Source organism: Klebsiella sp. 1SOBk10mer, assembly GCF_046602535.1.
In the GTDB taxonomy this organism is placed as follows: Bacteria; Pseudomonadota; Gammaproteobacteria; order Enterobacterales; family Enterobacteriaceae; genus Klebsiella; species Klebsiella quasipneumoniae.
The window spans coordinates 118,059-137,269 of record NZ_JBKIUP010000003.1; the positions used below are offsets into that span (position 1 = coordinate 118,059).

The following is a 19,211-nucleotide window of genomic DNA, read 5'->3' on the forward strand; positions in this document are numbered from 1 at the left end:
AGCCTTGCGAATAAGCGCCCGCGGGTTACCCCGACTGGCTTAACCACTCGCTTAAGGTCAACGAATAGAGCAGACTCGGCGGCGCATCTTTTACATCAGCAATATCGTTAATGTACCTCATCCCGGCTTTCTCGAGAACTTTCTGCGAAGCCAGATGGTTAGCCCGGACAACCGCTGACATCTCCGCAAGTTTAAGCGCCTCGAAGCCATATCTTATCGCGCCAATCGCAAACTCGGTGGCCAGTCCTTTTCCCCATGCCTCAGTGGAAAACCGATATCCGAGATTGTTAATGGTGACATCGTTATAACTGCGTAGACTTACGCCGCCAAAGCCAATGATTTTTTCCGGGGTATCACGCGCCGATATGGCCCAGTTGCCAAATCCGCGATCGTGCCAGTGGGCAAGCCAGCGCTGGAGAACCGTACTGGCATAGTCAATATCCGGATAGGGCCCTGCGGGGTTAAAGGTATTTGTCGCCGGATCGCCATAAATTCGGTATAGATCGACAACATCTTCAGCCATGACAGGGCGAAGACGCAGGCGATGAGTCTCAATATGCAAACGTATCTCCTTGACGAATGAGGTGGGCAGTGCTCCTCCCTGCCGATTAAAACCCCACGATGAGCTCAACCAGTGATGAGGAGCGGTCGAGGAACAGACCCTCGACAATTCTACAATAGTATCTGCCCGGCGATACGCCCAATCCCCATCGAAAAAAGCATGGCCAGCGAGCTCCAGAACGTAATTCTGATGATCGCCCTGACAGGCGGTGCGTTACTCACAACGGAAGAGAGATAGCCCAGCGCAGCCAGTGAAAAAAGTGTAGAAAAGAAGATAGAGATGGATATCAATTTTGCTGGCGATAACAAGGCAACGATCAAAGGCAACCCCGCCCCGACGGAAAAACTCACTGCCGAAAAGAGAGCCGCCTGCAAAGGTCGCGCAGAAAGGACATCCGTTAACCCCAGTTCTTCGCGGGCATGAGCCTCCAGAGCGTCTTTAGCCATAAGCTGCTCTGCTACCTGCCGGGCAAGCGCTGGCTCCACACCACGTTGGATATAAAGTGATGTCAACTCCCGCACCTCTCCCTGATAATCTGCGTCAAGCTCGCTTTTTTCCTGGGCAAGCGCCGCGGCTTCGGTATCCGCCTGGGATGATACCGAAACATATTCTCCTGCGGCCATAGACATGGCGCCAGCAACCAGCCCGGCGACCCCCGCCAGTAGTACACCCGAAGAGCCGCTGTTTGCAGAGGCGACGCCGAGCACCAGGCTTGCGGTTGAGACAATCCCGTCATTTGCTCCCAGAACCGCAGCCCTTAGCCAGCCGACGGTTTCGATGCTGTGTCGTTCAAGATGCATGTCGTTTCCCTTTAAATACGCATCCTCATCGGAATTAGAAAGTGCAGAACATTAATCAATAATCGCTTGTTTCCTTTGACGGCGAAAGGAGAGAAAGATATGCAGCACTCCCATCGCACCATGTGCCCAGAAATAGGTTTCAATGAACACCGTCAGAAACTTATGCCAATGAAGGACTGTTTCCGCCAGCGACGGTGACGCCCATGACGCGGTGTCCAGTACAAACCAGAGTCCACCACAGAGTGCGACCGCTAACAGTGCCAGTACGCCAAGCCCCTGAATCATTGCCGCTATGCCCCCGGCATGGGCTTCAGGAAGACGAAATGTCATCAGCTGTTTACTGTCTTCAACCACACCACGAAAATCAAACGTCGACCAGGCAAAATAGTATCGAAACCCGCGCGTATTAAGCATCCAAACCAGCATCACCGCACCAAGCGCAATCAGCGCTAATCCCGAGACAATATGAAACCATGTGACGACCCCGGTAATATTCAGGTCGCGAAGCGCCTCACTTTCAGTGAAATTAGAGCTAATAATCTGCAGCAGAATCAGGGTGGCGACAATAATATGCAGCATGCGGAAAAAAGGGGTGTCTTTATGCGGTAGTGCATTACGTAACTGTTCGTTCATGATTTGGCCATTTTATGAGAGGATTGGCGAGGTCAGTATCCTGCCTGTTTGTTAATTAAACCTTAACACCCGTGTTTGCAGGGAAATAAGTGGCGCCTGATGTCCTCTTTTTCTGTGTTTGGAAAACGGACAAAGTCGCTGTCACCTGTGCCGCCCCGTTACTGCGACGGAAATATCGCCGGTATCGTTTTTTCTCAGAATTTGAGGGGGGACTGGGGAGAACAGTGTGGAGACATTTGAGGAACAAAAAGGGGTCAATAAACCGGGCATCGCGCCCGGTTATCGTGTCAGCCCGAAATGACCCTACGCACTCAGCCCACGGTTTTCCAGCATCGGCTCAATCTGTGGATCGTGTCCGCGCCACTGGCGATAAAGTTCAGCTAAATCAGTGCTATTGCCGCGCGACAGAATCGCTTCCCGGAAGCGCTGACCGTTCTCACGGGTCAAACCGCCCTGCTCCACGAACCACTGATAGCCGTCATCGGCCAGCATCTGGGTCCACAGATAGGCGTAATAGCCTGCCGCATAGCCCCCGCCGAAGATATGGGAGAAGTAGCTGCTGCGATAGCGCGGGGGAACGGCCGCCAGATCCAGTTGCTCATCCCGAAGTATTTTCTGTTCAAACGCATCCACCTCTTCCGGTAACGAAGTGGTCGACAGCGTGTGCCAGCGCATATCGAGCAGCGCGGCGGCTAGCAGCTCGCTCATGTCATATCCTTTATTGAAAGTTGCCGCACGCAACATATTGTCGCGCAGCGCCTCCGGCATCGGCTCTCCGGAGCGATAATGCTTCGCATAATGGGCAAATACCTGCGGATGGCTGGCCCAATGTTCGAAGATTTGCGACGGGAACTCGACAAAATCCCGCGGGGTATTGGTGCCGGAGAGGCTGGCATAACGCTGGTTGGCAAACAGCCCGTGCAGGGCGTGGCCAAACTCATGGAACAGGGTGATCACCTCATCCCATGACAACAGCGCGCTCTGCTCGCTCTGCGGCCGGGTGTAGTTGCAGACGTTATAGATAACCGGGCGCTGCTCCCGCAGGGTCGACTGTTCGACAAACACGTCCATCCAGGCGCCGCCGCTCTTTGAATCGCGCGCGAAATAATCACCATAAAACAGCGCCATCCCTTCGCCATTGTGGTCGAAGATCTCCCAGACCCGCACATCCGGGTGGTACACCGGGATGTCAAAGCGCTCCACGAAGCGGAGCCCAAAGAGCTGCGATGCCGTCCAGAAGACGCCGTCCTGCAGCACGCGCTCGAGGGCAAAATAGGGTTTAAGCTGCGCGTCATCAATGGCATAGGCAGCCCGCCGCACCTGCTCGCTGTAGTAAAGCCAGTCCCATGCCTGCGCGTGAAACGCCCCGCCTTCGTTGTCGATCACCTGCTGGATGTCCGCCAGCTCACGTTCCGCCCTCGCCCGCGCCGCCGGCGCGATCTGACGCATAAAGCCCAATGCCTCCGCCGGGGAAGCCGCCATTTGATCGGTCAGCGCCCAGCTGGCGTAATCTGCCGCCCCCAGCAGTTCCGCCTGCTGCGCGCGGATCGCCGCCAGCCGCAGCACCAGACGACGGGTATCATGCTCATCGCCCTGCTGATTGCGCGTCCAGCCGGCGGCGAAAAGATTTTCCCGCGTTTGCCGGTCGCGCAGCGCAAGCAGCTGCGGCTGCTGGGTGGTGTTGGTCAGCGTCAGCAGCCAGCGATCGCTGAGCCCTTTTTCGCGCGCCGCCTCGGCAGCCGCCGCTATCTCCTCATCGTTCAGGCCATCCAGTTGATGCCGGTCATCGACCACCAGGCCGCCGCTTTTCGCCGCCCCCAGCAGCCGCTGCTGGAACTGACTTTGCAAAGTGGCCGCTTCAGTGTTCAGCGCGCGCAGCACCGCCTTCTGCGCCGGGTCCAGCGTTGCCCCGGCGTGAACAAAACGTTGCCATGTCAGGGTCAGGAGACGCAGGGATTCGCCGTCAAGCGCGAGCGTCTCGCGCTGTTCGTAGACGCTGTTCACCCGCTGGAATAAGGCCTCGTTGAGCCAGATGTCATTCCCCAGCCCGGCGAGCTCGGCGGAAAATTGTTCATCCAGTGATTGAAGATAAGGGTTGGTATGGGCGCCGGCCATGGCGAAAAAGACCCGCGTCACCCGCGCCAGCAGCTGTCCGCTCTGCTCCAGCGCCTCGAGCGTGTTGGCGAAACTGGCCGGCTGCGGATTGTCGATAATGGCGCGGATCTCCTCGCGCTGCTGCCGAACGCCCTCATCAAACGCCGGCCGATAGTGACTGTCTTCGATCAGGTCAAACCGCGGCGCCTGGTAAGGCAACAGACTGACGCTAAAAAAGGGGTTTTGTTCGGACATCTTTCTCTCCTGCACAGGCTAATCCTGTAAGATTAGGCTTCTCCTTAAGGGGTCGCAATGATTTCCGTTACCGGTCGCCGCCTGTGCGTGCTATGGTATGAAAACACAAAAAGCGTTGAGGAACAGTAAGATGATTATCATGGTCACCGGCGCCACTGCCGGTTTTGGTGAAAGTATTACTCGCCGTTTTGTCGCTAACGGTCATAAAGTGATTGCCACCGGACGTCGCGAAGAGCGCCTGAAGACGCTGAAAGACGAGCTGGGCGATAATCTTTATATCGCGCAACTGGACGTCCGCAACCGCGCCGCTATTGAGACGCTGATTGCTGACCTGCCCGCCGAGTGGCAGGCTATCGATGTGCTGGTGAACAACGCGGGTCTGGCGCTCGGCCTGGAGCCGGCGCACCGCGCCAGCGTGGAAGACTGGGAAGATATGATCGACACCAATAATAAAGGGCTGGTGTACATGACCCGCGCCGTCCTGCCGGGCATGGTGGCGCGCAATCGCGGCCATATCATCAACATCGGCTCCACGGCGGGCAGCTGGCCTTATGCCGGCGGTAACGTCTATGGGGCGACCAAAGCCTTTGTGCGCCAGTTCAGCCTCAATCTTCGCACTGACCTGCACGGCACCGCGGTGCGCGTCACCGACATCGAGCCGGGCCTGGTGGGCGGCACCGAGTTCTCTAACGTCCGCTTTAAAGGCGATGACGCCAAAGCCGGTAAAACCTACGAGAACACCGAAGCCCTGACGCCGGAAGATGTGACCGAGGCGGTCTGGTGGGTGGCCACCCTACCGAAACACGTCAACATCAACACCCTGGAGATGATGCCGGTGAGCCAGAGCTTTGCCGGGCTCAGCGTTCACCGCCAGGGCTAACCGTCAGCCACCCGGCCTGATGGCCGGGTATGGGCGGAACCGCAAAAAACGCGTAAAATAGTGCGCATAACCCCATAAAAAGTAACCATCAATGGCCGCAGAATCGCAACTGAATCCGACGCAACCCGTTAATCAGCAAATTTATCGCATCCTCCGCCGGGATATCGTTCACTGCCTCATCCCGCCTGGCACGCCGCTGTCGGAGAAAGAAGTCTCCGTGCGTTTTGCGGTATCTCGTCAGCCGGTGCGCGAGGCCTTTATTAAGCTGGCGGAGAATGGACTTATCCAGATCCGTCCCCAGCGCGGCAGCTACGTCAACAAAATCTCCCTGTCTCAGGTGCGCAATGGTTGCTTTGTCCGCCAGGCGATTGAGTGCGCGGTGGTCCGCCGTGCCGCTGGCATGATTAACGATGAGCAAGTCTATCAGCTGGAGCAGAATCTCCATCAGCAGCGTATTGCCGTCGACCGCCAGCAGTTAAACGATTTTTTCCTGCTTGATGATGAATTTCACCAGAAGCTATCGGTTATTGCCGATTGTCAGCTGGCCTGGGATACGGTGGAAAACATCAAAGCCGCCATTGACCGCGTGCGCTACATGAGCCTTGACCATGTCTCCTCCCCGGAGATGCTTCTGCGCCAGCATCACGAAATTTTTACCGCGCTGGAAAAACGCGACGCTGAGGCAGTCGAGAAAGCCATGAGTATTCATTTGCATGAAATCAGCGAATCTGTGCTGCTGATCCGCCAGGAGAATCGCGACTGGTTTAGCGAAGAGTAAGGACCAGACGGCTGCGAAATAAGGCTGACGCAGCCGTCGTGACGGAGGGGATTATCTGACCACCAGCACCGGCGTTTTGGCGTAGCGCAAAATGGACTCGGCGTTGGAGCCCAGCAGATGGGTGGAGATCCCCGGTTTGCGGGAGCCAATCACTATCACATCGAACGCTTCGTTGTTACTGATAGCCAGAATTTCATCGCGCACGTTACCAAACACGACCCGGGTATGGATCCGTGACATTGGCAGGTCGAACAGTCGCGCCACCTCGCGCATCTTTTTCTCTGACTCTTCCTGCATATAGGCTTCGAATTTACGAATATCCGCCGTAAATCCGCGTAATAACGAACGGCTGCTGTTCGGCAGGACGTTGAGCAAGGTGATCTCGCCATTTTCCGCCGATGCGAGAAATTCCGCGTGACGCACTGCCTTATCGCTTAAATCCATTTCAAAAACATCAACAGGCAATAAAATCTTTTTATACATGGCCCGCACTCCTTTTCCAGAGAAAATGATTTTTCAATAACTTAACTATGCCATTTTTGCGGTGAATGACCAGCCATTATTCGGAAAAATAACAGCTAATTATCTTTAGTAAATCAGGGAAATATAGAGTTATGTAAGGACATTGCGTTCGATCATATTTTTAGCCTGCTAAAAGCGATCAACAGCAAAAAAGATTTATCAGCGGAACCGTGCAGAAACAGCAGAAGAGCCGGTGTCGACCCCATGACCGACACCGGGAACAAATGATTATTGCGCCTCAGCCCATGCGGCAACGGTGGCTTTCGCCCCCTGACGCTGTAGCGCTACATAGGCGCGGGTCACCGCCGAGACGAACCGCGCTTCCTGCGGCAGCTCCCGGCCAAAGATGGCCTCAATGCCCAACAGCGCTTTGACGCGCGCTTCGCCATCGGCGCTGGCGGCTACCGCCTGCTGGATCACCGGCAGCAGCGGATCGCAAATTTCGATTGCCTGGCCGGCGTCGTCAACACCGCCGACATAGCGCATCCACCCCGCCACGCCCAGCGCCAGCAGCGTGAAGTCATGCTGGTGCGCCAGATGCCAGCGTACCGAGTCCAGCATGCGCTGCGGCAGCTTCTGGCTACCGTCCATTGCAATCTGCCAGGTACGGTGTTTGAGCGCCGGATTGCAGTAGCGGTCAATCAGCAGACTGGCATAGTGTGACAGATCCACCCCCTGCACTTTTAAGGTCGGGGCCTGCTCGTCCAGCATCAGCGCCAGCGCCGCGCGGCGGTAGTTGTCATCCTGCATACAGTCGTTGATATGCTGATAACCGGCCAGATAGCCGAGATAGGCGAGGAACGAATGGCTGCCGTTGAGCATCCTCAGCTTCATCTCTTCGAAAGGCACCACATCGGCGACCAGCTCCGCCCCCGCTTTCTCCCACTGTGGACGTCCGGCGACAAAATTATCCTCAATCACCCACTGGCGGAACGGCTCACAGGCCACCCCAGCCGGGTCGCGCACGCCGGTCAGCTGTTCAATTTTATCGAGGGTTTCCGCGGTCACCGCCGGGACAATGCGGTCCACCATGGTCGACGGAAAGGTGACGTTCTGTTCTATCCATGCAGCGAGGTCCGCGTCCAGCGCCCGGGCGTAGGCGCAAACGACGTTGCGCATCACATGACCGTTTTCCGGCATGTTATCGCAGGACATCACGGTAAAGGCAGGCAGCCCTGCCGCCCGGCGGCGCGCTAAAGCCTCCACCACCACGCCCGCTGCCGATTTCGGCTGGCGCGGGTTAGCGAGATCGGCGGCGATCAGCGGGTGATCGAGCTGCAGCTCGCCACTGGCGGGCGAATGGCAATAGCCTTTCTCGGTAATGGTGAGGGAGACAATGGCCACCTGTGGCTCACACATCGCCGAAAGCACGGCCTCGAGACCATCGACCTGGGCATGCAGCGCCTGCTTCACCACCCCGACCACGCGCGCGGTCCACGCGTCGGCGGACATTTCGGCCACGGTATACAGCAGATCCTGCTGCCGGAGATCGGCGATCTGCTGCTCGCCGCCAATCAGGTTGACTTCAGTGTAGCCCCAGTCACTGCCGTACTCGCTGGCCAGTATATCGGCGTATACCGCCTGATGGGCGCGGTGAAACGCGCCAAAACCCAGATGGACGATACAGGGGACCAGCGCGTGGCGATCGTAGCCGGGCAGGATGGCGTTAGCGGTTAAGAGGGTGTTTTCCATGGTAACTCTCGTTGTTATGTGGCTCATCAACCATTCTCTGGGAGAACTCTCGAGGAGAATGCCTTTGTGCCTCAACCATCTCACGCAATTGGTATAACATCTTTGATTTCTGTCAACTACCATACAAGAAGCTTTTGCCGGGTTGTGCTCGCTGGCGAGCGGTCACAAAATCTCTGAGATGACAGGAGAAAATCCACCACGAAGCGGTAAGAGAAGACGGAACATGGCACAGGCCACGCCTCCCTGCGGGCCTGTTGCTTCCAGGCCGGTTAATCGATGCGGGTTTTGACGATAAAGAAGTAGCACAGCGCCCCGGCGAAGGTCACGCCGGCGGCGATCACCAGCGCCAGATTGAAAGAGTGGGTGGTATCCACAACCCAGCCGGTGACGATCGGCGCGAAGGAGGCAAACACAAAGCTGCCAAAGTTCTGGATCGCCGCCACCGACGCCACTTTATGTTCCGCCACCAGCACCTGTACCAATCCCCAGGCCGAGGTGCCAGCGAAATGGACGCAGAACAGCGCCATGGAGATAAACGCCACCGCCTGGGTCGGCGTGTTTGATTGCACCACCAACAGCGTGCCGAGCGCGGAAAGCACCAGTCCGGCTACAATCGCCGTTTTGCGGGTTTTCGCCAGATCGTAGCCTCTGCGCGCCAGCGCATCGACCACCAGCCCATTGACCCACATGCCCACCGCCGCAGCGAGAAACGGGATCGCCGCCACCCAGCCGGTTTTAGCAAGGCTCAATCCCTGCTGCGCCTGCAGATAACCCGGCAGCCACGCGATATACAGCCAGCCGGTATAGTTCACCCCGGAGAAGCCGAGGATCATCCCCCAGGTGGTACGTCGTTTAAACAGCGCCAGCCATTCGCTCAGTTTCAGCGCCGGTCGGGCCGCCTCCTCGCTGGCCAGATAGCGTTGCTCCTCCTCCTGCAGGGTGAATTGCCGCCGGTTACGGTATCCCACATACCAGCACAGGCCGACCAGGATACCGGCTACACCAATCACCACAAACATTGTCCGCCAGCCCCAGGCCAGCTGCATGATGACCAGCGCCGGCGGGGCGATGGCCTGACCCAGCACCGTCGAGGAGTTAAATATCCCCACCGCTGTGCCGCGCTCTCGTTGCGCATACCAGTCGTTGATCGATTTCACGCCGGCGGGCATAAACGGCGCTTCGCCGATCCCGAGGCCAATGCGCAGCAGAATAAAATGCGAGAACGAATTGACTATCCCGGTCAGGGCCTGCATCGCAGACCAGAATATTAGCCCGGCGCCCAGCACAACCCGCGGTCCGAGGCGATCCAGCAAAATGCCCGAGGGCAGTTGCGCGAAGCCGTAGGAGAGCGAAAAAGCGGAGAGCAGCACCCCGAACTCGGTGGCGCTCAGACCCAAATCGGCGCGTATCGCCTCCCCGGCGACGCTCAGGGAAGAGCGGTCCAGAAAGTTAACGATACCGGCGATAAACAGCAGCGTCAGGGTGATCTTCTGCACCCGACGGATGCGCAGCGGCGTTGCACCCGCCTGTGGGGCAAATGTCTCAATAGCCATCGTTGTTCCTTACAGAGTCATAACCCAATATGATGTCTGATAAGTAAGGCAACAGGTCGACTACCATACAAGAATTAGGGTTTAAAAAAGTGGCAGGGATCACATTAGACGGGCTTATGCCCGTCCCCAGCCCGCCACGATGATCAGCATCCCACACAGCGCGATGGCCGCCCCCGCCCAGTCATAATGGGTTAATTTGACTCCGTCAACGACCCGCAGCCAGAGCAATGCGGTACAAACATACACGCCACCGTAGGCGGCATATACCCGCCCGCTGGCGGTTGGATGGAGCGTCAGGAGCCAGACGAACAGCCCCAGCGCCAGGCCGGCGGGGATCAGCAGCAGCGGCGTGGCCCCGCGTTTTAACCATAGCCACGGCAGATAGCAGCCGACGATTTCACACAGAGCGGTGGCAAAGAACAGCAGCGTGGTTTTGAGCATTAAAAGATTCGTAAAAGAGACAAAGCGTTGAACTATTCTACGCGATAATAGCCCTTTCCCTATGCTGTTTTGTCGGCTATGCCCGGCAAAACAGCTGTAGTAAACTTAACCTGAGGGTTAACCCATCACCTAAAGGAAATCGTGATGAACATGACACTGAACAAACGCTGGTGCCTGACCGCCATTCTGGCGTTAAGCGCCGTGGTCTATACCTCCAGCTCATTCGCAGCCACCGACCGGCTGGTGATTGAGTCAGGCGACAGCGCGCAAAGCCGTCAGCAGGCGTCGATGGAAAAAGAGCAATGGAACGACACCCGCAGCCTGCGCCAGAAGGTGAACAAACGGGCGGAAAAAGAGTGGGACAAAACCGATGTCGCCTTTGACGCGCAGGATAACTGCCAGAAGAGCGCCAACGTCAATGCCTACTGGGAACCAAACACCCTGCGCTGCCTTGACCGCCGTACCGGCCGGGCGATCAATCCCTGAGCATGCTGGCGCCTGCGGGCGCCGCCTTTCCGTCCCCTCTTTTCCGCTTTGACCACAGGAATTCCCATGACCGACGCGCTACACGTCAGACTCCGCCCCCTTGAGCGCGAAGATTTGCGCTTTGTTCACCAGCTCGACAACAACGCCAGTGTGATGCGCTACTGGTTTGAAGAGCCCTATGAAGCCTTCGTTGAGCTTTCCGATCTGTACGACAAGCATATTCACGACCAAAGCGAGCGTCGCTTTGTGATCGAATGCAATGGCGATAAAGCCGGACTGGTGGAGCTGGTTGAAATCAACCATGTGCACCGCCGGGCCGAGTTCCAGATCATCATCTCGCCCGACTTCCAGGGAAAAGGCCTCGCCACCCGCGCCGCGCGGCTGGCGATGGACTATGGCTTTACCGTGCTCAATCTGTATAAGCTGTATCTGATTGTCGATAAAGAGAATGAAAAAGCGATCCATATTTACCGCAAGCTCGGCTTTATGGTCGAGGGTGAACTGATCCATGAGTTTTTCATTAACGGCGAGTATCGCAACACCATCCGCATGTGTCTGTTCCAGCATCAGTATCTGGCGGAACACAAAACGCCGGGGCCCTCCCTGCTGAAGCCGACGGCTCAGTAATAATCAATGCGGTTTTTAATCGTGTAGTGGCGGGTCAGCGGCGGCTGGACGCTTTCATCGATCACCTGCAGCTCACAGCTCAGCGGATTGTCATGGCGATCGTAGTCGCAGGTCTGGCGCACTGTGCCCAGCGTGCGGTCGTTGAAGGTGCTGATGGCGGTATAGTCCATTTTCTTGCGCGGATCCTTCGACGGCGTGGAGGCAACGGTAAATCGCTCCTCTTTGGCGGTGGTGGTTTTCCCCAGCGGATAGCCATCGCTGTCGTAGCGGTAGGTGGCGGTGGTCTCTTTGCCGCGGGCGCTAATAATAAAGCCGTTATCATCCGTTTCCCAGCTCACGCCGGTGGCGGGCATCTCCGCCAGCTGACATTTCCCCTGCAGACGCAGCCGCTTCTCATGGGTGCGGCCATCGACGTAATAGTTGGCGTCCAGCAGCAGCGTCGCGCCGGTGTTATTCTCCACATCCTCCAGCGTCAACAGATCGAAACATCCCTCTTTTGACAGCTGCGCGCTCACCTTTTTGACCACCACATCGTGTTCGTCCAGTAGGGTCTGGCTAAAATCTTTCACCGGTCCGCGCAGCGGATCGAACTCAAACTCATTGGAAAAACTCGCCATCTCCGGGGTGAAGGCTTCCGGGACGCTTTCGCGGTCGCACGCCGTCAGCAACAGCGCGGTCGGGATCAGCCAATACAGTCTTTTCACAGGTGATTCCTTTTGTGTACATCCAATCATATTAGCAAATACAATTGTTTACACCAGTTCTGCTATGCTTAAATCTGGATAACATCGATAAGGAGCGTAAGATGAAACTATCCCTCTGGACAGGCGCCGCGCTGCTGCTGTGCTCCACGACCGTACTGGCGGCCCCCGACTCCTGTGAACGGGTCAAAAATGATATTCAACAGAAGATCATTAACAATGGCGTACCGGAAACGGCCTTCAGTCTGGCCATTGTGCCCAACGACCAGGCGGACCAGCCCGGCGCTCAGGTGGTCGGTCATTGCGCCAATGACACCTTCAAAATCACCTACACCCGTAACAGCGACAGTCCCGCCGAAAACGACGCACAGTAAGCCCACTTCGCTTTCAAACGAAAGATCTTATCCCTGCATTGACCAGGGATAAGATCTGCCGGCTACCCATAATGTATTATCGCTCACCCCGGCGTCTGTTAATGACGCGGCGGCCCTTCTCCGCCCAGCATAACCATCATGGAGTGAGCAATGTCGAATCAGGAATCTTCCGGCGGCGTCACCCGACGCGCGTTACTTAAATCCACAGCCCTCGGTTCTCTGGCGCTGGCCGCCGGCGGGCTTCCCCTCCCCTTTACGCTGCGCAGCGCCGCGGCGGCAGTACAACAGGCTGCCGGCGACAACACCCGCATTGTCTGGGGCGCCTGTTCGGTCAACTGCGGCAGCCGCTGCGCCCTGCGGTTACACGTGCGTGATGATGAAGTGGTGTATGTCGAAACGGATAACACCGGCGACGACCGCTATGGCGATCACCAGGTCCGCGCCTGCCTGCGCGGGCGTTCGATTCGCCGGCGCATCAACCACCCGGATCGCCTTAACTATCCGATGAAGCGCGTGGGAAAACGCGGAGAAGGTAAATTTGAGCGTATCAGCTGGCAGGAAGCGCTGGATACCCTTGCTGACCGCCTGAAGCGCGTCGTCGCGGAATATGGCAACGAAGCCGTGTACATTAACTACTCATCAGGAATTGTCGGCGGGAACATCACTCGCTCCTCGCCTTCCGCTTCGCCGGTGGCGCGGCTGATGAACTGCTACGGCGGCTCGCTTAACCAGTACGGTACCTACAGCACCGCGCAGATCGCCTGCGCCATGCCCTACACCTACGGCAGTAACGACGGCAACAGCACCTCAGATATTGAAAACAGCAAGCTGGTGGTGATGTTCGGCAACAACCCGGCGGAAACCCGCATGAGCGGCGGCGGCATTACCTGGTATCTGGAACAGGCCCGCGAGCGCTCCAACGCGCGGATGATCGTTATCGATCCGCGCTACACCGATACCGCCGCCGGTCGCGAAGATGAGTGGATCCCCATTCGCCCCGGCACGGACGCCGCGCTGGTCGCCGGTATCGCCTGGGTGTTGATTAACGAGAATCTGGTGGATCAGCCGTTCCTTGATAAATACTGCGTCGGCTACGATGAGAAGACGCTGCCGGCCGGGGCGCCTGAGAATGGCCACTATAAAGCCTATATTCTCGGCGAGGGCGACGACGGCGTCGCCAAAACGCCGCAGTGGGCCTCGCGTATCACCGGCATCCCAGCCGATCGCATCATTAAGCTGGCGCGCGACATCGGCATGAGCAAACCGGCCTACATCTGCCAGGGCTGGGGGCCGCAGCGCCAGGCCAACGGCGAGCTCTCGGCCCGGGCAATCGCCATGCTGCCGATCTTAACCGGCAACGTCGGCATCAACGGCGGCAACAGCGGCGCCCGCGAATCGACCTACACCATCACCATCGAGCGTCTGCCGGTGCTGGAAAACCCGGTGAAAACCGCCATCTCCTGCTTCACCTGAACCGACGCTATCGCCCGTGGTCCGGAAATGACCGCCACCCGCGACGGTGTGCGTGGCAAAGAGAAGCTGGATGTGCCAATCAAATTCCTGTGGAACTACGCGGGCAACACCATCATCAACCAGCACTCCGACATCAATAAGACGCACGATATTCTGCAGGACGAGAGCAAGTGCGAAACCATCGTGGTCATCGACAACTTTATGACCTCGTCGGCGAAATATGCCGACCTGCTGCTGCCCGACCTGATGACCGTTGAGCAAGAGGATATCATTCCCAACGATTACGCCGGCAATATGGGCTATCTGATTTTCATCCAGCCCGCCACCTCGGCGAAGTTTGAACGCAAACCGATTTACTGGATCTTAAGCGAAGTGGCGAAACGGCTCGGCGACGATGTCTACCAGCGTTTTACCGAGGGGCGCACGCAGGCGCAGTGGCTGCAGCATCTGTACACCAAAATGGTGGCGAAAGATCCGGCGCTGCCGGCCTACGAGGAGCTGAAGCGAATGGGCATCTACAAACGCAAGGATCCGAACGGCCACTTCGTCGCCTATCGCGACTTCCGCCGCGATCCCGAAGCGCATCCGCTCAACACCCCGTCCGGCAAAATTGAGATCTACTCCAGCCGGCTCGCCGAGATTGCCGCCCGCTGGCAGCTGGAGAAAGACGACGTCATCAGCCCGCTGCCGGTCTACGCCTCCACATTTGAAGGCTGGGACGATCCGCTGCGCAGTCAGTATCCGCTGCAGCTATTTGGATTCCACTATAAGGCGCGCACCCATTCCAGCTACGGCAACGTGGATGTGCTGCAGGCCGCCTGCCGTCAGGAAGTGTGGATCAACCCGCTTGACGCGGAAAAACGCGGGATTAATAACGGCGATCTGGTGCGGGTGTTCAACCAGCGCGGCGAAGTCCGGCTGCCGGCGAAAGTGACGCCGCGCATCATGCCGGGCGTGTCGGCGATGGGCCAGGGCGCGTGGCACGACGCCAATATGGCCGGCGACCGGGTTGACCATGGCGCCTGCATGAATACCCTGACCACCCATCGCCCGTCGCCGCTGGCGAAAGGGAATCCGCAGCATACCAACCTGGTCGATATCGAGAAGGTTTAAGGAGTAAACCATGAGCACGCAATATGGATTCTTTATCGACTCCGCTCGCTGTACCGGGTGCAAAACCTGCGAGCTGGCCTGTAAGGACTATAAAAACCTGACCCCGGAAGTCAGTTTCCGTCGCATCTACGAGTACGCCGGCGGCGACTGGCAGCAGGACAACGGCGTCTGGCAGCAGAACGTTTTTGCCTATTACCTCTCCATCGCCTGTAACCACTGCGCCGATCCGGCCTGCACCAAAGTCTGCCCGAGCGGGGCGATGCACAAGCGCGAAGACGGTTTTGTGGTGGTGGATGAAGAGGTGTGCATCGGCTGCCGCTACTGTCATATGGCCTGTCCGTACGGCGCGCCGCAGTACAACGCCGACAAAGGCCATATGACCAAGTGCGACGGCTGTCATGAGCGCGTCGTCGAGGGGAAAAAGCCGGTCTGCGTCGAGTCCTGCCCGCTGCGGGCGCTCGATTTCGGGCCGATTGCTGAACTGCGTGCTAAGCACGGCCAACTGGCGGCGGTAGCCCCGCTGCCCTCGGCGCACTTCACTCAGCCGAGCATCGCGATCAACCCTAACCGCAACGCCCGGCCGTGTGGCGATACCACCGGTTATCTGGCAAACCCGAAGGAGGTGTGAGATGGGAAGCGGATGGCATGAATGGCCGCTGGTGCTGTTTACGGTACTGGGGCAATGCGTGGTGGGCGCGACACTCATCAGCGGTCTGGTCTGGCTCGAGCTGGCGGACCAGCGCGAAGCGCGGCAGCGTCTGGTGCGCAGCATGTTTTTTATCTGGCTGCTGATGGGGATCGGCTTTCTCGCTTCAGTTATGCATCTCGGTTCGCCACTGCGCGCGTTTAACTCGCTGAACCGCGTCGGCGCCTCGGCGCTGAGCAACGAAATCGCCAGCGGCGCCTTGTTTTTCGCTGTGGGCGGATTCTGGTGGCTGCTGGCAGTGCTGGAAAAAATGCCGGCGGCGCTGGGCAAAATCTGGCTGGTGATCACCCTGCTGTTGGGGCTGCTGTTTGTCCTCGCGATGACCCGGGTTTATCAAATCGATACTGTACCGACATGGTACACTGGCTACACCACCAGCGCCTTCTTCCTGACGATACTCCTTAGCGGGCCGCTGTTCGCCGCCCTGCTGTTGCAAATGGCGAAAGTCGACGTTAACGGCTGGTTTATTGCTGGGTTGAGCGTGGCCGCGCTGGTCATCAGCGCCGCGGTGATCGTCATGCAAAGCGCCGGGCTCAGTACTATTCACAGCTCCGTTCAGCAGGCGGCCAGCCTGTTGCCGAATTACGGCAGACTGCAGGCCTTACGCCTGATCCTGCTGGCGCTGGGACTCAGCTGCTGGCTGTGCCCGCTGATCCGTCGCCAGCCGCCGCGCGCGGCGGGGCTACTGGCTGGTCTGCTGCTGGTCTTGATTGCTGAATGTATTGGCCGCGGCCTGTTTTATGGGCTACATATGACCGTCGGTATGGCGGTTGCCGGTTAATGAGACGGCGCGCCGGCGCGCGCCGCAGAAAGGAATAAGTGATGATGCCGTTCCCACACCGCGACGCCGTCGCGTTAAGCGCCCGTACCCTGGGCGCGTTGTTCTCTTATGCGCCGAATAACGCGCAAATCGCGCCGCTGGTCGCCGCCTTCCAGGACGGCAGCTGGCAGCAACAGTGGCCCTACCCGGTTGCCGCCCCGCTGGCATCGGGGTTTGCCGCGTCGGTTGAAGAGTCGTTGCCGGAAGCCTGGCAGCGCCTGTTTATCGGACCATGGGCCCTGCCGGCGCCGCCATGGGGATCCGTCTGGCTGGATAAAGAATCGGTGCTGTTCGGCGAATCCACGCTGGCCCTGCGCGAATGGATGCGCGCGAACGGCATCGCACTGGACGCCAATCGCAACGAGCCGGAAGACCATTTCGGCACCCTGCTGCTGCTGGCGGCGTGGCTGTGCGAAACGGAGCAGGAGGCGTTGTTTGGCCAGCTGCTGGCCTGGCATCTGCTGCCGTGGTCCGGACGCTTCCTGAGCGTCTTTGTCGAACGCGCTGCCCACCCCTTCTACCAGGCGCTGGGTCAGCTGGCGCAGGCGACCCTGGCGCAGTGGCAGGAGAATCTGCCGATCGCCGTGGCGGAAAAGCCGCTCTATCGCTAATCCCTTTACCGCGCCGGTAGTCGGCGCGGTTTCCTTATTTGCACGCCTGACCGTGACCCGCACTTATCGCTTTTGCATATAAGGTTATTCCCTATCACAATAAGGCCATGTTTTCCGACTCTCGCCATGACCGATGCACCGTCTTCATCCCTATCCTGACGTGCAGGTGATGTTTCGTCGCCTGCTGATCGCCACGCTGATTGGCCTGCTCGCCGCCCTGGCGGTGGCCCTGTTTCGCCATGCCATAGTGGTGCTGGAAACGCTGTTTCTCGGTAACGACAGCGGGAGCCTGGTCAACGCCGCGCAGTCGCTGCCGGCGTGGCGGCGGCTGATTACCCCGGCGCTGGGGGGACTGGCGGCAGGGACACTTCTCTGGCTCTGGCAGCGGCGCAGCATTGCCCGCCCGCACGCCGCCACCGATTATATGGAAGCCCTGGAAACCGGGGACGGTTGCTTCGATACGCCGGCAAGCCTGGTGAAGTCGCTGGCCTCGCTGCTGGTGGTGGTCACCGGCAGCGCGATTGGCCGGGAAGGCGCCATGATCCTGCTGGCCGCGCTGGCGGCCTCGCTGTTCGCCCGCCGCTTCACGCCGCAGGCAGAATGGAAGCTGTGGGTCGCCTGCGGCGCCGCCGCCGGGATGGCCAGCGCCTATCATGCCCCGCTGGCCGGCAGCCTGTTTATCGCTGAAATTCTCTTTGGCACGCTGATGCTGGCCTCGATTGGGCCGGTTGTCATCTCGGCTGTGATCGCCCTGCTGCTCACCCAGTTTCTCAACGGCGGCGCCGCGCCGCTGTACCATGTCGTCCTGCAGCAGGACCTTAGCGCGCTGCACTATGGCCTGATGCTCGCCACCGGACTGCTGGCCGGGCTGTGCGGGCCGCTGTTTATCTGGCTGATGGCCTACAGCCACCGCGGGTTCGTCAGGCTGAAGCTGGCGCCGCCGTGGCAGCTGGCGCTGGGCGGGCTGATAGTCGGCGGCTTATCGCTCATCACTCCGGCGGTGTGGGGCAACGGCTACAGCGTGGTGCAAAGCTATCTCCTGCTGCCGCCGCCCGGCGCGCTGCTGGTGGCGGTATTCCTGTGCAAACTGCTGGCGGTGCTGGCCAGCAGTGGCTCCGGCGCGCCGGGCGGGGTGTTTACCCCCACGCTGTTTGTTGGTCTGGCGATGGGCATGCTGTTTGCCCGCTTCAGCGGGCTGTGGCTACCGGGGGATCAGGAGATGGCTTTGATGATGGGACTGACCGGCATGGCGGCGTTTCTTGCCGCCACCACCCATGCGCCCATTATGTCGACCCTGATGATTTGTGAGATGACCGGGCAGTATACGCTGCTTCCCGGCCTGTTGATCACCTGCGTGGCGGCGTCGGTGCTGTCGCGGACGTTACGCCGGGATTCGATCTATCGCCATCACGTTGCCGAGCATGTCTAAGTCGACGTAGCGGCTTAGCTCACGCTGCTCGGCGCGCGGCAGATACGGCAGCTCGCCAATGAGCGGCGCCGGCAGCTTTTTGCTGAGCACATCGATGATTTCGGCGTAGTGCGCCAGACCGGGGTTAATGCGGTTGGCCACCCAGCCGATCAGCGGTAGCCCGTCATTGGCGATCGCCTGGGCCGTCAGCAGCGCATGGTTGATGCACCCTTCCTGGATCCCCACCACCATCAGCACCGGGAGCTGCTCCTGTACCACCCATTCGGAGAGCGGTCGCAGGTCGTTCATCAGGCTGCGCCAGCCGCCGGTGCCTTCAACCACCACATGTTCAACCTGCCCGGTCAGCCGCTGCAAACCATCCGACAGCAGACCGTAGTTGATCGGGCAGCTGTGCGCCACGCTGCTTTCGTCTTCGCTTAAGGCGATGGGATTGACAGCCTCATAGGGTAACGCCAGCGTGGAGACGCTCTGCAGCACCAGCGCGTCTTTGTTACGCAAACCGTCCGGCGTCTCTTTGCTGCCCTTCGCCACAGGCTTGTACCCGGCCACGCTTTTGCCTCTGGCAGCAAGTGCCTGCAACAGCGCACGGGAAACCACTGTCTTCCCGACAGAGGTGTCTGTACCTGTAATAAAGAAACGCTTAAACATCACTAACCCCACA

Annotated in this window: 19 protein-coding genes and 1 pseudogene; 10 read left to right on the forward strand and 10 right to left on the reverse strand. The window is 58.7% G+C overall.

What is annotated here, in order from left to right; translation table 11 throughout:
- Positions 1-25: 25 nt before the first annotated feature.
- The 4 genes from ACLH1I_RS10510 to dcp all read right to left on the reverse strand — a co-directional run bounded on the left by ACLH1I_RS10510 (position 26) and on the right by dcp (position 4,344).
- A complete protein-coding gene (locus ACLH1I_RS10510; RefSeq protein ID WP_004206018.1) occupies positions 26-562 on the reverse strand; it encodes a GNAT family N-acetyltransferase in 537 nt (178 codons plus the stop codon).
- Positions 563-672: 110 nt separating this feature from the next.
- The gene (locus ACLH1I_RS10515; RefSeq protein ID WP_032455996.1) at positions 673-1,362 is read right to left on the reverse strand and encodes a VIT family protein; all 690 of its coding nucleotides are present in this window, start codon (positions 1,360-1,362) and stop codon (positions 673-675) included.
- Between the two features lie 51 nt (positions 1,363-1,413).
- Positions 1,414-1,995: a cytochrome b/b6 domain-containing protein gene (locus ACLH1I_RS10520; RefSeq protein WP_004206021.1), complete on the reverse strand. Its 582-nt coding sequence runs from the start codon at positions 1,993-1,995 to the stop codon at positions 1,414-1,416.
- 303 nt (positions 1,996-2,298) lie between these two features.
- A complete protein-coding gene (gene dcp / locus ACLH1I_RS10525) occupies positions 2,299-4,344 on the reverse strand; it encodes a peptidyl-dipeptidase Dcp (RefSeq protein ID WP_004206022.1) in 2,046 nt (681 codons plus the stop codon).
- Between the two features lie 130 nt (positions 4,345-4,474).
- Between dcp and ydfG the strand changes: the two genes are divergently transcribed.
- Together ydfG and ACLH1I_RS10535 are read left to right on the forward strand one after the other, a co-directional pair.
- On the forward strand, positions 4,475-5,224 hold the full coding sequence (gene ydfG / locus ACLH1I_RS10530) for a bifunctional NADP-dependent 3-hydroxy acid dehydrogenase/3-hydroxypropionate dehydrogenase YdfG (protein ID WP_004206024.1): 750 nt from the start codon (positions 4,475-4,477) through the stop codon (positions 5,222-5,224).
- Positions 5,225-5,315: 91 nt separating this feature from the next.
- The gene (locus tag ACLH1I_RS10535) at positions 5,316-6,002 is read left to right on the forward strand and encodes a GntR family transcriptional regulator (protein ID WP_004206025.1); all 687 of its coding nucleotides are present in this window, start codon (positions 5,316-5,318) and stop codon (positions 6,000-6,002) included.
- A 51-nt stretch (positions 6,003-6,053) separates the two neighbouring features.
- Here ACLH1I_RS10535 and ACLH1I_RS10540 read toward each other — a convergent pair whose 3' ends face one another.
- The 4 genes from ACLH1I_RS10540 to ACLH1I_RS10555 form a co-directional block, all read right to left on the reverse strand.
- Positions 6,054-6,485 carry a universal stress protein gene (locus ACLH1I_RS10540; protein ID WP_004206026.1) on the reverse strand — a complete coding sequence of 144 codons (432 nt, stop codon included), beginning with the start codon at positions 6,483-6,485 and terminating at the stop codon, positions 6,054-6,056.
- A 267-nt stretch (positions 6,486-6,752) separates the two neighbouring features.
- A complete protein-coding gene (locus ACLH1I_RS10545) occupies positions 6,753-8,216 on the reverse strand; it encodes a mannitol dehydrogenase family protein (RefSeq protein WP_064794832.1) in 1,464 nt (487 codons plus the stop codon).
- Between the two features lie 269 nt (positions 8,217-8,485).
- A complete protein-coding gene (locus ACLH1I_RS10550) occupies positions 8,486-9,769 on the reverse strand; it encodes an MFS transporter (RefSeq protein WP_048324105.1) in 1,284 nt (427 codons plus the stop codon).
- 114 nt (positions 9,770-9,883) lie between these two features.
- Entirely contained in the window at positions 9,884-10,246 is a 363-nt protein-coding gene (locus tag ACLH1I_RS10555) for a YnfA family protein (RefSeq protein ID WP_072140454.1), read from the reverse strand.
- 108 nt (positions 10,247-10,354) lie between these two features.
- On the opposite strand from ACLH1I_RS10555, the gene ACLH1I_RS10560 reads away from it, so the two are divergent.
- Both ACLH1I_RS10560 and speG read left to right on the forward strand, forming a co-directional pair.
- Positions 10,355-10,696 carry a DUF1283 family protein gene (locus tag ACLH1I_RS10560; RefSeq protein WP_004206035.1) on the forward strand — a complete coding sequence of 114 codons (342 nt, stop codon included), beginning with the start codon at positions 10,355-10,357 and terminating at the stop codon, positions 10,694-10,696.
- A 66-nt stretch (positions 10,697-10,762) separates the two neighbouring features.
- Positions 10,763-11,323, forward strand: a complete 561-nt coding sequence (gene speG / locus ACLH1I_RS10565; protein ID WP_004206037.1) for a spermidine N1-acetyltransferase — start codon at positions 10,763-10,765, stop codon at positions 11,321-11,323.
- Here the strand turns inward: speG and ACLH1I_RS10570 are convergent.
- The gene (locus ACLH1I_RS10570) at positions 11,317-12,027 is read right to left on the reverse strand and encodes a YnfC family lipoprotein (RefSeq protein ID WP_017900332.1); all 711 of its coding nucleotides are present in this window, start codon (positions 12,025-12,027) and stop codon (positions 11,317-11,319) included. The two genes, speG and ACLH1I_RS10570, sit on opposite strands and share 7 nt — an antisense overlap.
- A 101-nt stretch (positions 12,028-12,128) precedes the next feature.
- Here ACLH1I_RS10570 and ACLH1I_RS10575 point away from each other — a divergent pair, with 101 nt between their 5' ends.
- From ACLH1I_RS10575 to clcB, 6 genes and pseudogenes are all read left to right on the forward strand, one after another.
- Positions 12,129-12,398, forward strand: a complete 270-nt coding sequence (locus tag ACLH1I_RS10575; protein WP_004206039.1) for a DUF1161 domain-containing protein — start codon at positions 12,129-12,131, stop codon at positions 12,396-12,398.
- A gap of 150 nt (positions 12,399-12,548) precedes the next feature.
- Positions 12,549-14,984, forward strand: a pseudogene (gene ynfE, locus ACLH1I_RS10580) (selenate/tellurate reductase subunit YnfE).
- 10 nt (positions 14,985-14,994) lie between these two features.
- A complete protein-coding gene (locus ACLH1I_RS10585; protein WP_048324102.1) occupies positions 14,995-15,612 on the forward strand; it encodes a DMSO/selenate family reductase complex B subunit in 618 nt (205 codons plus the stop codon).
- 1 nt (position 15,613) lies between these two features.
- A complete protein-coding gene (locus ACLH1I_RS10590; protein WP_048324100.1) occupies positions 15,614-16,471 on the forward strand; it encodes a DmsC/YnfH family molybdoenzyme membrane anchor subunit in 858 nt (285 codons plus the stop codon).
- 41 nt (positions 16,472-16,512) lie between these two features.
- Entirely contained in the window at positions 16,513-17,121 is a 609-nt protein-coding gene (gene dmsD / locus ACLH1I_RS10595; protein ID WP_048324097.1) for a Tat proofreading chaperone DmsD, read from the forward strand.
- A gap of 133 nt (positions 17,122-17,254) precedes the next feature.
- Positions 17,255-18,550, forward strand: coding sequence for a voltage-gated ClC-type chloride channel ClcB (gene clcB, locus ACLH1I_RS10600; RefSeq protein ID WP_198079751.1), 1,296 nt, complete (start codon positions 17,255-17,257; stop codon positions 18,548-18,550).
- On the opposite strand, the gene bioD is transcribed toward clcB, so the two are convergent.
- Positions 18,503-19,198, reverse strand: coding sequence for a dethiobiotin synthase (gene bioD, locus ACLH1I_RS10605; RefSeq protein ID WP_004206045.1), 696 nt, complete (start codon positions 19,196-19,198; stop codon positions 18,503-18,505). The genes clcB and bioD overlap by 48 nt on opposite strands.
- Positions 19,199-19,211: the final 13 nt, after the last annotated feature.

What these genes read in the sequence shown, in the direction of transcription:
- ACLH1I_RS10515 (WP_032455996.1), bottom strand. Translation starts at nt 1,362, where the DNA reads ATGCATCTTGAACGACACAGCATCGAAACCGTCGGCTGGCTAAGGGCT.
- ACLH1I_RS10520 (WP_004206021.1), bottom strand. Translation starts at nt 1,995, where the DNA reads ATGAACGAACAGTTACGTAATGCACTACCGCATAAAGACACCCCTTTT.
- dcp (WP_004206022.1), bottom strand. Translation starts at nt 4,344, where the DNA reads ATGTCCGAACAAAACCCCTTTTTTAGCGTCAGTCTGTTGCCTTACCAG.
- ydfG (WP_004206024.1), top strand. Translation starts at nt 4,475, where the DNA reads ATGATTATCATGGTCACCGGCGCCACTGCCGGTTTTGGTGAAAGTATT.
- ACLH1I_RS10535 (WP_004206025.1), top strand. Translation starts at nt 5,316, where the DNA reads ATGGCCGCAGAATCGCAACTGAATCCGACGCAACCCGTTAATCAGCAA.
- ACLH1I_RS10540 (WP_004206026.1), bottom strand. Translation starts at nt 6,485, where the DNA reads ATGTATAAAAAGATTTTATTGCCTGTTGATGTTTTTGAAATGGATTTA.
- ACLH1I_RS10545 (WP_064794832.1), bottom strand. Translation starts at nt 8,216, where the DNA reads ATGGAAAACACCCTCTTAACCGCTAACGCCATCCTGCCCGGCTACGAT.
- ACLH1I_RS10550 (WP_048324105.1), bottom strand. Translation starts at nt 9,769, where the DNA reads ATGGCTATTGAGACATTTGCCCCACAGGCGGGTGCAACGCCGCTGCGC.
- ACLH1I_RS10560 (WP_004206035.1), top strand. Translation starts at nt 10,355, where the DNA reads ATGAACATGACACTGAACAAACGCTGGTGCCTGACCGCCATTCTGGCG.
- speG (WP_004206037.1), top strand. Translation starts at nt 10,763, where the DNA reads ATGACCGACGCGCTACACGTCAGACTCCGCCCCCTTGAGCGCGAAGAT.
- ACLH1I_RS10575 (WP_004206039.1), top strand. Translation starts at nt 12,129, where the DNA reads ATGAAACTATCCCTCTGGACAGGCGCCGCGCTGCTGCTGTGCTCCACG.
- ACLH1I_RS10585 (WP_048324102.1), top strand. Translation starts at nt 14,995, where the DNA reads ATGAGCACGCAATATGGATTCTTTATCGACTCCGCTCGCTGTACCGGG.
- ACLH1I_RS10590 (WP_048324100.1), top strand. Translation starts at nt 15,614, where the DNA reads ATGGGAAGCGGATGGCATGAATGGCCGCTGGTGCTGTTTACGGTACTG.
- dmsD (WP_048324097.1), top strand. Translation starts at nt 16,513, where the DNA reads ATGATGCCGTTCCCACACCGCGACGCCGTCGCGTTAAGCGCCCGTACC.
- clcB (WP_198079751.1), top strand. Translation starts at nt 17,255, where the DNA reads ATGCACCGTCTTCATCCCTATCCTGACGTGCAGGTGATGTTTCGTCGC.
- bioD (WP_004206045.1), bottom strand. Translation starts at nt 19,198, where the DNA reads ATGTTTAAGCGTTTCTTTATTACAGGTACAGACACCTCTGTCGGGAAG.